This is a genomic window from Pseudomonadota bacterium (assembly GCA_039815145.1).
Classification (GTDB): Bacteria; Pseudomonadota; Gammaproteobacteria; order Steroidobacterales; family JBCBZW01; genus JBCBZW01.
Genome location: JBCBZW010000144.1, coordinates 1 through 11712, shown reverse-complemented (window position 1 = coordinate 11712; position 11712 = coordinate 1). Strand labels below are relative to the sequence as shown.

Annotated in this window: 12 protein-coding genes; 4 read left to right on the top strand and 8 right to left on the bottom strand. The window is 66.6% G+C overall.

The window, feature by feature from the left end; genetic code table 11:
- Both AAF184_21850 and AAF184_21845 read right to left on the bottom strand, forming a co-directional pair.
- Positions 1 to 479: MBL fold metallo-hydrolase (locus AAF184_21850; protein ID MEO0424995.1), on the bottom strand; the 479-nt coding region annotated here is incomplete at its 3' end.
- 17 nt (positions 480 to 496) lie between these two features.
- Positions 497 to 1093 carry a c-type cytochrome gene (locus AAF184_21845; GenBank protein MEO0424994.1) on the bottom strand — a complete coding sequence of 199 codons (597 nt, stop codon included), beginning with the start codon at positions 1091 to 1093 and terminating at the stop codon, positions 497 to 499.
- Positions 1094 to 1282: 189 nt separating this feature from the next.
- Between AAF184_21845 and AAF184_21840 the strand changes: the two genes are divergently transcribed.
- Entirely contained in the window at positions 1283 to 2071 is a 789-nt protein-coding gene (locus AAF184_21840; protein ID MEO0424993.1) for an SIMPL domain-containing protein, read from the top strand.
- 6 nt (positions 2072 to 2077) lie between these two features.
- On the opposite strand, the gene AAF184_21835 is transcribed toward AAF184_21840, so the two are convergent.
- Positions 2078 to 2557 carry a glutathione peroxidase gene (locus AAF184_21835; GenBank protein MEO0424992.1) on the bottom strand — a complete coding sequence of 160 codons (480 nt, stop codon included), beginning with the start codon at positions 2555 to 2557 and terminating at the stop codon, positions 2078 to 2080.
- Between the two features lie 20 nt (positions 2558 to 2577).
- The gene (gene mnmG, locus AAF184_21830) at positions 2578 to 4452 is read right to left on the bottom strand and encodes a tRNA uridine-5-carboxymethylaminomethyl(34) synthesis enzyme MnmG (protein ID MEO0424991.1); all 1875 of its coding nucleotides are present in this window, start codon (positions 4450 to 4452) and stop codon (positions 2578 to 2580) included.
- A 164-nt stretch (positions 4453 to 4616) separates the two neighbouring features.
- On the opposite strand from mnmG, the gene AAF184_21825 reads away from it, so the two are divergent.
- Genes AAF184_21825 through AAF184_21815 form a run of 3 tightly spaced genes read left to right on the top strand, consistent with a single transcriptional unit; the run spans position 4617 to position 8073 of the window.
- On the top strand, positions 4617 to 6158 hold the full coding sequence (locus AAF184_21825) for an alpha/beta fold hydrolase (protein ID MEO0424990.1): 1542 nt from the start codon (positions 4617 to 4619) through the stop codon (positions 6156 to 6158).
- An 8-nt stretch (positions 6159 to 6166) separates the two neighbouring features.
- Positions 6167 to 6898 carry an ATP-binding cassette domain-containing protein gene (locus AAF184_21820; GenBank protein ID MEO0424989.1) on the top strand — a complete coding sequence of 244 codons (732 nt, stop codon included), beginning with the start codon at positions 6167 to 6169 and terminating at the stop codon, positions 6896 to 6898.
- Between the two features lie 5 nt (positions 6899 to 6903).
- Entirely contained in the window at positions 6904 to 8073 is a 1170-nt protein-coding gene (locus AAF184_21815) for an ABC transporter permease (protein MEO0424988.1), read from the top strand.
- A gap of 5 nt (positions 8074 to 8078) precedes the next feature.
- Here AAF184_21815 and mnmE read toward each other — a convergent pair whose 3' ends face one another.
- The 4 genes from mnmE to rnpA all read right to left on the bottom strand — a co-directional run.
- Positions 8079 to 9473, bottom strand: coding sequence for a tRNA uridine-5-carboxymethylaminomethyl(34) synthesis GTPase MnmE (gene mnmE / locus AAF184_21810; protein MEO0424987.1), 1395 nt, complete (start codon positions 9471 to 9473; stop codon positions 8079 to 8081).
- 27 nt (positions 9474 to 9500) lie between these two features.
- The gene (yidC, locus tag AAF184_21805; GenBank protein ID MEO0424986.1) at positions 9501 to 11183 is read right to left on the bottom strand and encodes a membrane protein insertase YidC; all 1683 of its coding nucleotides are present in this window, start codon (positions 11181 to 11183) and stop codon (positions 9501 to 9503) included.
- Positions 11184 to 11230: 47 nt separating this feature from the next.
- Positions 11231 to 11515, bottom strand: coding sequence for a membrane protein insertion efficiency factor YidD (gene yidD / locus AAF184_21800; protein ID MEO0424985.1), 285 nt, complete (start codon positions 11513 to 11515; stop codon positions 11231 to 11233).
- A partial coding sequence (gene rnpA / locus AAF184_21795) for a ribonuclease P protein component (protein MEO0424984.1) occupies positions 11503 to 11712 on the bottom strand: 210 nt, incomplete at its 5' end. The genes rnpA and yidD, both read right to left, overlap by 13 nt.

Genomic DNA, 11712 nt, shown 5'->3' with positions numbered 1-11712 from the left:
TGGCGGGCGTGGCCCTCCGTGTGGATGGCCTCGAGGTCGCGCCCACCCAAGCGGAAGCGTTCGCCATCAGCGGCGATATGAACGCGATCCTCGGGGATCGGGGCGATATCCCCGTACATCCGCCGGAATGGCTCTTCGCCGTAAACGGCGACGCTGCCAGCGACCAGCTTGCTGGGTTCGATCAGATGGCGTGCGCCCCGCGGGTGTATGACCACCTTGGCGTTGGGCAGGGACGGCAGCAGGGCACCCGCGCCCCCCGCATGGTCGAGGTGGACGTGGGTGACGAACAAGTAGTCCACGACCGCCGGATCGATGCCGAGTTCGCCCAGGGCCTCGAGAATGTGGGGCACCGAGTGTCCGGTGCCCGTATCCACGATCGCGGCCCGCCCGCCGTCGGTGATGACGTGGACCGCGTCGAAGCCCGGCCGGATCAGGGCCGAGTCCACGGCGGTAATGCCGTGGGCGTAACGCGTGAGCAAGGCCAAAGCCTTAGGCCTCAGCGCTCGACGGTGGTGAGTCCGTCGCGCTGACTGGAGAAGTACGCAGCGAGGCCCTTGATGGTGTCGTCGTCGAGGTTGCTCGCAAAGCCCGCCATGATCGCGTTGTTGCGCTCACCCGAGCGGTAGCGCTTCAGGGAGAACGCCAGGTAGTCCGCGTGCTGGCCTGCGAGGCTTGGGAAGTTGGGTGCGATCGCCTTGCCGTTCGGGCCGTGGCAGGCGGAGCACGCGGCAGCCGCTGCCGGCGCCTTGCCCGTGGTCTCGCTGCTCACTTCCGTGGCGGCGCTCAGGTAGCTCGCGATCGCCCGCATGTCGTCCGTGGAGAGCGACGAGGCCTGGGCGTGCATCGTTTCGTGCTTGCGCGTGCCGTTCTTGTAGGCGTTCAGGGCATCGACGATGTACTGCTCGCTCTGACCGCCGAGCATGGGCACCTTGTAGGTGGGGTAGTTGTTCTTGTAGCCCGGGATGCCGTGGCAACCGCGGCACGTCTCGAAGAGCAACTCACCCTTTGACTGCTCGGCCGCAGCCCCCTGAAAAAAGCCCATGGAAAGCACAGCCGCGGTCGCCAAAGCGACCGGCCTCATCACTGCCAGCATGCATCCTCCCGGAGATAAAACGCTGAAAACTAAACTGGATTGACCGCTTTGCGGGGCATCGAGACTCGAGCCTGCGGCGCACTTGGCGTCCGAACGGGGTCTAACCGAGGGTATGGTATATCATCCCAAAATTTGGCGTCACTGCGGCGAACCGAAACGCCGACTGGTACCGCCTCGAGGAGCCTCACGATGCGACGTTTACGCCACCGCCGGCGAGCCTTGCCCACCCTCACCGCCATCCTGGTCGGCGCCCTGCTCGCACCCCTAACCTCGGCCGCTCAGCACGACGACAGTATGGAGGGTCGCCCCATGGTCCAACGTCAGGTATCCGTCACCGGCAGCGCCACCGTAGAGGCCGATCCGGACCATGCGCTGGTGCGTCTCGGCGTCGCCGAGTCCCGGCCGAGCGCTGAGCAGGCACGCGATGCGGTGGCCAAGGTGGTGGGCGCCTTCCGCGAGCTGTGCCAGGATCTCGGCGTTGAGAGCAAGGACCTGTCCACCACGGGCGTGCGCATCTACCCGGAGTACGCACGGCAGAACCGCGGCACCTCGTCGGACGAGGGACCGCGCATCGTCGGCTACCGGGTATCGCGCGAACTGGTGGTGGTGCTGCGGGACCTGGAACAGCTGGGGCCACTCATCGAGCGCAGCATCGCCCTGGGGGCCAATCAAGCCTCACCGCCGAGCTTCGCCGTGACCGATGAGGCGCGCTTGCAGCGCGAGGCCCTAAAGCTCGCCGCCCTGGACGCGCGGGCTCGCGCCGAGGTGCTGGCGAGCACCCTCGACGCCACGCTCGGCGCCGTCCGTGACATCTCCACCGACGACGCCGGCGTACGCCCGCCCGTCGAACGCTATTCGCGGGCGCGGATCGCAGCCTCCGGCCCGAGCCCTGGTGAGGACACCTACGACCCCGGCCAGATCAGCATCGACGTGCGCGTGCGCGCCACCTTCGATCTGATCACCGCCGAGGCTGATTGACGCGCCTTACTCGAGCGCGTCGGCCAACTCCTGCAGCAGGGTGGCGTCTTCGGGCGCGACCCTGGAGCCGTAGCGGGCGATCACCTGGCCGTCGCGGCCGATCAGAAACTTCTCGAAGTTCCAGCGAATGTCACCGGGCTGTCCCTGGGCCTGGTCCGTGAGCCAGGCGTAGAGGGGATGGCGATCGTCGCCGTTAACCTCGATCTTCTCGCTCAGGGGGAAGGTGACGTTGTAGTTCACCTGGCAGAAGTTGGCGATTTCCTCCGGTGACCCCGGCTCCTGGGCGCCGAATTGGTTGCAGGGGAAGCCGATGATCAGAAACTCTTGATCGTTGAGCTCTTCGAACAACGCCTGCAAGCCATCGTACTGCGAGGTGAAGCCGCACTGGCTGGCCACGTTCACGGCCAACACCACCTTGCCTTCCGCCTTGGCGAGCAGGTTGGTGCTGCCGTCGAGGGCGGAGAGGTCGAATTCGTGGAATCGCATTAGGGCTCCTAGTAATAGCGTTAGCTTGCGTGACGCTTCAGATGAACGAGTAGCAGGGAGATGGCCGCCGGCGTGACCCCCGCCAGGCGGGCCGCCTGGCCCACCGTATGGGGCCGCGCCTGCGTGAGCTTCTGGCAGACCTCCACGCTGAGACCGCGCACGGCGGTGTAGTCCAGGGTGTCGGGCAGGGTGGTGTTCTCCGCCGCCCGTTGGCGTTCGATATCGAGCTGCTGGCGGGCGATGTAGCCCTCGTAGCGTGCGTTCACCTCGAGGGCGAAGGCCACATCCTCCTGATCGACGCCAGGACCCACGCCCGACAAGCGCATCAGGCCAGCGTAGGTCACGCCGGGGCGCTTCAGGGCCTCCAGGGCATGCAGCTCGCGAGAGGGCACGTCACCGAATATTTCTGCTAGCGTACCTGGATCTTGTGCTTCGGGGCGGATGAGGAGCTTTTCCAGGCGCCGGTGCTCCCCCTCGATGCCGTCGCGTCGGCGCTCGAAACAGGCCCAGCGCTCGTCGTCCACCAGGCCGAGCTCGCGCCCGGTAGGCGTCAAGCGCAGATCCGCATTGTCCTCGCGCAGGAGCAGGCGGTGTTCCGCGCGGCTGGTGAACATACGGTAGGGTTCGCTCGTGCCGCGAGTGGTGAGATCATCGATGAGTACGCCGATGTAGCCCTGATCTCGCCGCGGCCACCACGGTCCCTCCCCGCGCGCTTCGCGAGCCGCGTTGAGGCCTGCGATCAAACCTTGCGCCGCCGCCTCCTCGTAGCCCGTCGTGCCGTTGATCTGGCCCGCGAAGTAGAGCCCTTGCACCGCGTGGGTAGCTAAGGAGGGCATCAGGTCGCGTGGGTCGAAGTAGTCGTACTCGATGGCGTAGCCCGGTCGGGTGATGTGCGCCCGCTCGAAGCCCGGGATGGACTGCACCAGCGCCAGCTGCACGTCGAAGGGCAGTGAGGTGGAGATCCCGTTCGGGTAGACCTCGAGGGTGGTGAGGCCCTCGGGCTCGACAAAGATCTGATGGGAGTCGCGGTCGGCGAAGCGCACCACCTTATCTTCCACCGAGGGGCAGTAGCGCGGCCCGACGCCGTCGATGGCGCCGCTGAACATGGGCGAGCGGTCCAGGGCGCCACGAATGATCTCGTGCGTGCGCTCGGTGGTGCGCGTGATGTGGCAATCGACTTGGCGAGGATGATCGGCGCGGCTGCCGAGGTAAGAGAAGACGGGGCACGGCTCATCGCCTGGTTGGGGCGTGAGCTTCGCGTAGTCGATAGTGGTGCCGTCGATGCGCGGTGGGGTCCCGGTCTTCAGGCGCCCGGTGCGCACGGCGAGTTCGCGCAGACGCGTGGCCAGGCGATTCGCCGGCGCATCCCCCGCGCGGCCGCCGGCCTGTTGGGCCTCGCCCACGTGAATTTTGCCGGCGAGGAAGGTGCCGGCCGTGAGCACGACGCAGCGGGCGCGGATCTGCACGCCGAGGGCGGTGAGCACGCCGACCACGCGCTCCCCCTCGATCAGCACGTCATCCACGCCCTGCTGGAGGATCGCCAGGCCCAGCTGGGTCTGCAGGGTCTGGCGCACGGCATCCCGGTAGAGCACCCGATCGGCCTGGGCCCGGGTGGCGCGCACCGCTGGCCCCTTGCGCGCGTTCAGGGTACGGAAGTGGATCCCGGCACGATCCGCGGCGCGGGCCATGACCCCACCGAGGGCGTCGATCTCGCGGGTCAGGTGCCCCTTGCCGATGCCGCCGATCGAGGGGTTGCAGCTCATCTGGCCCAGGGTGTCGACGTTGTGGGTGACCAGCAGCGTGGACGCGCCGCTCCGGGCCGCTGCCAAGGCTGCCTCCGTACCGGCGTGACCCCCGCCGATCACCAACACATCGTATTCCGTCGGGTATCGCATGGCGCGCAGTGTAGCGGTTCGAAGGTGTTTTTTTGACCACCTGGCGCATGCACGACCCAGGTAGCGGCCACAGGCCCAAGCCCCGTGTAAGGTTTCGCCGCATTCGTTGACTACAGCCATCGAGTGGCCGACCGCGCCGCACCCGCTTGAAGTACTGGAGTGACATGAGACACCGAGCCATCCAAGGGCGACGTACAGGTCGTATCGAGACCCGCCGCTTCGCCGGTCTGCTGCTCGTCGCCCTGGCCAGCGTCGCCTCGGCCCAAGGCGAGCCCCCGGCGACCGCCGGCGCCGCGGTGGACTTTGCCGATTGCCTGATCAGCGACACGGCCAAGCTGCGCCGCCTGGCCGCCCGCTGCACCCGTATCGATCGTCCGGAAGATCCGTCCCGCCCCGACGGCAAGCAGGTGAGCCTCAAGGTGGCGGTGATTCCCGCTCTCACGCCCACCCCGGCCGAGGACGCCCTGACCGTGCTCGCCGGCGGGCCGGGCGCGGCGGCGACGGCGTTCTACGTAAGCTTCGCCAGCGCCTTCGAGCAGGTCCGCCGGCGCCGCGACATCGTCCTCGTCGACCAGCGCGGCACAGGCGACTCCAACCGCCTCGACTGCGACTTCAGCGGCATCGACGAAGTGGTAGACGTCGACGACGAGAAGATGCTCGACCTCACCCGCGCCTGCCTCGACGCCCTGCCCCACGACCCACGCTTCTACACCACCAGCGTCGCCGTCGATGACCTCGACGCCGTCCGCGAGGCCCTCGGCTACGCGCAACTCGATGTCTACGGCGCCTCCTACGGCACCCGCGTCGCCCTGCACTACCTGCGCCAACACCCAGAACACACCCGTACCGTGATCCTCGACGGCGTGGTGCCGATGCAGATCCCGATCGCCCCGGAGATCGCCCTCGACGCCCAGACTGCCCTCGATAGGCTCTTCAGCCGCTGCCAGGACGACCCCGCCTGCGCCGAGCGCTTCATCGCGCTCCAGGCCAAGTTCTCCCAAGTCCAAGCGACGCTCGAGGAGGGGCCGATCGAAGTGAGCCTAGGGGATCCCTTCACCGGCGAGCCGATCACCCTCGACGTTGGTATCGCCCACCTGCGCGCTGCCGTTCGCCTGCTCAGCTATTCGCCGACGGCCGCGTCCCTGATCCCGCTCATCATCGAACAAGCGGCGCAGGGCAACTACCAACCCCTGGCTGCGCAAGCGCAGATGGTGATGTCCTCGCTCGATGAGTCCTTGAGCTACGGCATGCACAACGCCGTCGCCTGCACGGAGGATGCGCCCTACTTCGACGAGTTCATCAGCCGCGAGCTTTCTCTGGAGGAAATCGAGCGCACCTACCTCGGCAGCGAACAGCACGAGGGCCTCGCCACCATCTGCGGCGTGTGGCCGCGCGGCGTGATCGACGAGGGCTTCAAGGAGGCGGTGGTCAGCGATCACCCGGTACTCATCCTGTCCGGGGAGGCCGATCCGATCACGCCGCCGCGCAACGGCGAGCGCGCCATCGGCGAGGACGGGGCTCACCTCTCGAACGCCCTGCACATCATCGCCAATGGGCAAGGTCACGGCGTCGCCGCCAGCGGCTGCCTACCGCGTTTGATCGGTAAGTTCGTGGTCGATGCCAGCCACGAAGCGCTGGACACGAGCTGCGTCGAACGCCTGGCGCCGACCGCGTTCTTCCTCGATTTCTCCGCCACCGCGCCCTAGAGGACCTCATGCTCGAAGCGACCCAGCTGCACAAGACGTTTCCCGGCGTGGTGGCCGTGGACGAGGTGAGTTTCGCCGCCCGCGATGGCGCCGTGACCGGCCTGCTCGGCCCCAACGGCGCTGGCAAGTCCACCACTCTTCGTATGCTCTACGCCCAGCTGAACCCGGATCGGGGCCAGGCGTTGGTCGACCAGATCGACGTGCACCGATATCCCCTTCGCGCCCGCGCACGGCTGGGGGTGCTGCCGCACCAGTCAGGCTTGTACAAGCAGCTTACGGCGCGGGAGAACATCCGCTACTTCGGCCAGCTGCATGGCATGGACGGCAAGGCCCTCGCCCACCGCGTGGATGAGCTGATCGACATGCTGGACCTCGGCCATGTGGCGGACCGACGCACGGACGGCTTCAGCCAGGGCGAGAAGACCAAGGTTGGGCTTGCCCGCGCCATGGTGCACAACCCGGCCAACCTGCTCCTCGACGAACCCACCAACGGCCTCGACGTAATGGCCACCCGCGCCATGCGCGAGCTGATTCGACGCTTCCGCGACGAAGGCCGCTGCGTGGTCTTCTCCAGCCACATCATGCAGGAGGTGAGCGCCCTCTGTGACGAGGTGGTGATCGTGAGCGGCGGCCGAGTGGCCGCCTCTGGCACGCCGGACGCGCTGTTGGAGAAGCTGGGAGGTGACACCTTCGAGGAGGCGTTCGTGAACGCCCTCGGCAGCGGCGAGGGCCTGATGTGATGCTGATGCGCACCGCTTGGATCGTCTTCCTGAAAGAGTGCCTGGATAACCTGCGCGACCGCCGCACCCTGGCCTCCGCCCTGCTCATGGGCCCCCTGCTCGGACCCCTGATGTTCGGCGGCATGATCAGCATCTCCCTCGATCGCGCCGTTGAGCAAACCGAGAGCACGCTCGAGATCGCTACCCAGGGTGAGCAGCGCGCACCGAACCTGGTGGCCTGGCTGGCCCAGCAGAACATCACCACCGTGGCCGTCGAGGGCGATCCGCGGGCACTCGTGCGTTCGGGCGAGCGAGAGCTCGTGTTGGTGGTCAGCGAGGACTACGGCGATCGCTTGCGAGAAGGCTTGCCCGCCACCTTGACCCTGGTCGCGGACTCATCGGATCAGGCGGCGTCACGCCATATCGTGCGCGTGCAGTCCGCCATCGGTACCTATCGCCAGAGTTTGGTGCAACGGCGCTTGATGGTGCGCGGGGTGAGTCCCCTCGTGCTCGTGCCCGTCAATCTGCAAAGCGATGATGTCGCCACACCCACAGGACGTTCCGTCGCCATGCTTGGCATGGTGACCTACTTTCTTATCTTCGCCACCTTGTTCGGCGGCATGTATCTGGCAATCGACACGACGGCCGGCGAACGCGAGCGTAAGTCCCTTGAGCCGCTGCTGAGTCTACCCGTACCCCGCAGTGGGCTGGTGATCGGTAAGCTCGCCGCCACGTCCGTGTTTTCAGTCATTTCCCTTACCGTGTCGCTCATCGCCTTTTCCGTAGCGGTACCGCTGATTCCGTTGGACCAGGTGGGCATGGTCGCGAACTTCGGCCCCAAGGTGGTAGGTAGCTTGCTGCTGGTCATGCTGCCCTTCGCGCTGTTCGGCGCCAGCTTGCTCACCCTGGTCGCGAGCTTCACACGCACCTACCGCGAAGCGCAGACCTACGTCTCGCTGATGATGCTGGTGCCGACCTTTCCGATCGTGTTCGCGTTCATCTACGGCGTGCGGCCGACGGCCTTGTTGACGGCGGTCCCGAGTCTCGGCCAGCACCTGCTGATGACCGAGTTGATCAAAGGCGAGGCGTTGAATGTTGCGTACCTCGGGATCTCCTGGGCCGCGACGCTGGCCCTGGCGGGCGTATTCGGTTGGATCGCCTATCGCTTCTATCAGCGCGAGAGCATCGTCGGCTAGAGCACCTACTTGCCGATACAAAAGCGCGAGAATATCTCGCCCAGGAGATCTTCTTGCGTGGTCTCGCCGGTGATCTCCATGAGCGCGGTATGGGCGGCGCGCAGCTCCTCGGCCACAAGCTCCGCCTCGCCGGCCTGCCATTGGCCTTCGATGCGTGCCAATACGTCGGCCGTGCGATCGAGGGCATCGATGTGCCGGGTGCGGGCGGAGAGCGCATCCCCCGCCTGCTCCGCGGCGAGCTCGAGGCCCGCCACCGAGCGCAGGTGCGCGCGTAGGTGATCGAGGCCTGCCCCGGTGTGGGCCGAGACGCTCAGGAGTGCATCGGCGGCGCCGTCATCTACGGAGCGCAGGTCGGGCGCAGCGGCGATGAGATCGATCTTGTTGCGCACGAGGGTCACGGCGAGGTCATCGGGCCAGGGCGCAGGCGCCGGGAGCATAGTGTCGAGGGACCCCTCGTCGACTTCGCTGGCATCCACCACGTAGAGCACACGGTCAGCCTTGGCCATCGCGGCGCGGGCACGCTCGATACCCGCGCGTTCCACGGTCTCGTCGGTCTCGCGCAGGCCGGCCGTATCGACGACGTGCACGGGCAGGCCGTCGAGGTTGAGGGTCTCGCGCAGCAGATCGCGGGTGGTGCCCGGCGTGTCGGTGACGATGGCTACGTCATCGTCTGCGAGGGCGTTCATGAGGCTCGATTTTCCCGCGTTGGGCGGGCCCGCGAGCACGACCGTGAGCCCCTCCCGCAGGGCGCGACCCGCCACGCAGCGGGCACGAAGCGCTCGCAAACCACGGTGGAGCTGGCGCAGGCCGTCGCCGAGGGGTCCGTGGTTGTCGCGGGCCACGTCGTCTTCGTCATCGAAGTCGATGGTCGCCTCGCACCAGGCGCGCAAGCGCAGCAGTTCGGCGCCGAGGGCGTGCACGTCGTGCGAAAGTTGTCCCTGGAGTGAGCGCGTCGCCGCACGAGCAGCGCCGGCGGTGCCCGCCGCGATCAGATCGGCGACCGCTTCGGCTTGCGACAGATCAAGCTTGCCGTTGAGAAAGGCGCGTTGGCTGAATTCGCCAGCGCGCGCTTGTCGAGCACCCGCGACCAGCAGAGCCCGCAGCAGCTCATCGAGGGCATGGGGGCTGCCGTGGCCGTGACACTCCACGACGTCCTCGCCGGTGAAGGACGCGGGTGCTTGGAAGTAGACGATGAGGCCCGAGTCCAGGGGCTGGCCACCGTCATCGACGAAGGTGACCCATTGCATCTGCCGCGGACGGAAGCTCGGCGCCGCGCCGCGGTGACGCGCCACCCGACCCGCGATGGCGCGAGCATGCGGCCCCGACAGGCGCACCACGCCGACGCCACCGCGCCCCGGCGGCGTGGCCAGGGCGACGATCGTCTCGCCCGCGCCCGGCATCTCACCGCTCACGGGCTAGGGCCGTGCCTAGGCGTTGGCCGTGGCACCCTCCACCACCTTGTTGATGCGCCACTGCTGCGCCGCCGTCAACACGTTGTTCACCAACCAGTACAGCACCAGGCCGGACGGGAAGAAGGCGAAGAAGAACGTGAACACGATCGGGAGCAGTTGGAAGATGCGCGCTTGCACGGGATCAGGCGGGGGCGGGTTCATCTTCTGCTGCACGAACATGCTGATGCCCATCAGCACGGGAAGGACGAAGAAAGGATCACGCGCCGATAGGTCCTGCAGCCAGAGCATGAAGGGCGCCTGGCGCAGCTCCACGCTCTCCAGCAGCACCCAGTACAGGGCGATGAAGACAGGCATCTGCACCAGCAACGGCAAACAGCCGGCGGCCGGATTTACCTTTTCCTTCTTGTACAGCTCCATCATCTTTTGATTGAGCTGCATCCGATCGTCTTTGTAGCGCTCCTGTAGCTGCTTCATGCGAGGCGCGACCTTGCGCATCTTGGCCATGGAGAAGCCGGCCTGCTCGGAAAGCTTGTAGAAGAGCGCCTTGATCAGAATGGTCAGTAAGATGATGGACCAGCCCCAGTTGCCGATGAGGCTGTGGATCTTGTCCAGCACCCAGTACAGGGGCTGCGCGAAGATCTTGAAGAAGCCGTAGTCGACCGCCAGGGGCAAGCGGGGTGATACCTCGCGCAGCTGCTCCTGTAGCTTTGGGCCCACGTAGAGACGCTGGGTGAAGGTCACCGTCTCGCCGGGCGCTACGTCGTAGAGCTGCGCGGCGATGGCGTTCTGGGTGACGATGCCCGCATCGTTGATGTTGGCAACGAAACGCGTGGGCGTATCTTCCGGCGGCACCGCGGCGCCGATGAAGTGGTGCTGGATCGAGGCGAACCAACCGCCCGTGGCCGTGACGTCGAGCCCATCCTTGCGCAGGGCCTTAGGCTTGAGCTTCTCGTACTTGCCACCGTCGTACACCACGGCGCCGCGATAGGAGAACGACTCCACATCGGTCATCGAGCGCTTATTGGGCGGTTGGCGGCGGCGGATCTGTACGTAAGGCGAACCGCGCCAAGCCTCGCTACCTTCGTTGGTCACCGTCTGCTCGATATCGATCTCGTAGCTACCGCGGCGGAAGATGTAGGTCTTGGTAGAGCGCAGATCCCCGTCGCTCCAGGCGAACGGCACGCGCAGCTCATCCTGGCCATCGGCCAGCACGAAGGTCTCGGCCGTGCTGGCGAAGGGTTCGCGGTGGGTCGGCTGCGCTTCGTCACCCACGCCGCGAACGCCGGAGTTGATGACGTAGAGCTGGGAGACCGTCGCATCATCGAGGAGCGTCACCGGCGCCGGGTTGCTGGCGCTCACGCGATAGGCCGATAGCACGGCGCGACGCAGGCTGGCGCCGAGGGAGCCCAGATCGATCTCGAAGACATCCGTCTCCACCCGCACGCGGGTGCCGGAATCGGCGGCCGGGGAAACCGTCGGCACCATGCTAGTGCCACCGCTGGGCGCCGCAGGCAGGTCGCTGTCATCGCCGAGGTCTGCCGCGGGCGGCAGCTCGCCAGCGTCGAGGCCGGGCGCCTCGGCGACGGGGGGCGCGGCGGTTGGCGCCGAGCGCGGGCCGTAATCCGTCACCCAGGCTTGCCAGATCAGCATCATGACGAAGGCTAGAGCCAGCCACAGGAATAGTCGTTGTTGCTCCATGAATCTCGCTTACATGTGGGCTGCGACGGGCCGGCGCTGCTTGAGGATCAGGCTCGTGTCGCTGGGGGCTTGTGGCACGCGCAGGCCTCGCTGCCGTGAGCCACATCATTATGAGTGGGCGCTTCCGGGAGCGGATCATACCCGCCCGCGTGCCAGGGGTGGCACTTTGCCAGGCGTTTCACGGTGAGTTCCCCGGCTTTGGCCAGGGGATAGCGCTCGAAGGCCTCTAGTGCATAGGTCGAGCAGCTCGGGTAGAAGCGGCAGCTACGGGGCAGGAAGGGGCTGATCCCCCACCGGTAGCAGCGGATGAAAAAACGAATCAGGCTGCGCACTTGCGACTCAGACGGCGCCAATGCCGAGACAAGCTCTCGCGCATGGCCGGCGCCTCCAGATTGGCACTAGGGCCCTTAGCGATGACCACGAAGTCGGCAGCCGGCAGCTCAGCGTGGATCAGGCGAAAGGACTCACGGACCTGGCGCTTGATGCGGTTACGTACCGTGGCCCGTTTTGCCGTTTTCCGAGAGACCGC

What these genes read in the sequence shown, in the direction of transcription:
- AAF184_21845 (MEO0424994.1), bottom strand. Translation starts at nt 1,093, where the DNA reads ATGCTGGCAGTGATGAGGCCGGTCGCTTTGGCGACCGCGGCTGTGCTT.
- AAF184_21840 (MEO0424993.1), top strand. Translation starts at nt 1,283, where the DNA reads ATGCGACGTTTACGCCACCGCCGGCGAGCCTTGCCCACCCTCACCGCC.
- AAF184_21835 (MEO0424992.1), bottom strand. Translation starts at nt 2,557, where the DNA reads ATGCGATTCCACGAATTCGACCTCTCCGCCCTCGACGGCAGCACCAAC.
- mnmG (MEO0424991.1), bottom strand. Translation starts at nt 4,452, where the DNA reads ATGCGATACCCGACGGAATACGATGTGTTGGTGATCGGCGGGGGTCAC.
- AAF184_21825 (MEO0424990.1), top strand. Translation starts at nt 4,617, where the DNA reads ATGAGACACCGAGCCATCCAAGGGCGACGTACAGGTCGTATCGAGACC.
- AAF184_21820 (MEO0424989.1), top strand. Translation starts at nt 6,167, where the DNA reads ATGCTCGAAGCGACCCAGCTGCACAAGACGTTTCCCGGCGTGGTGGCC.
- AAF184_21815 (MEO0424988.1), top strand. Translation starts at nt 6,904, where the DNA reads ATGCGCACCGCTTGGATCGTCTTCCTGAAAGAGTGCCTGGATAACCTG.
- mnmE (MEO0424987.1), bottom strand. Translation starts at nt 9,473, where the DNA reads ATGCCGGGCGCGGGCGAGACGATCGTCGCCCTGGCCACGCCGCCGGGG.
- yidC (MEO0424986.1), bottom strand. Translation starts at nt 11,183, where the DNA reads ATGGAGCAACAACGACTATTCCTGTGGCTGGCTCTAGCCTTCGTCATG.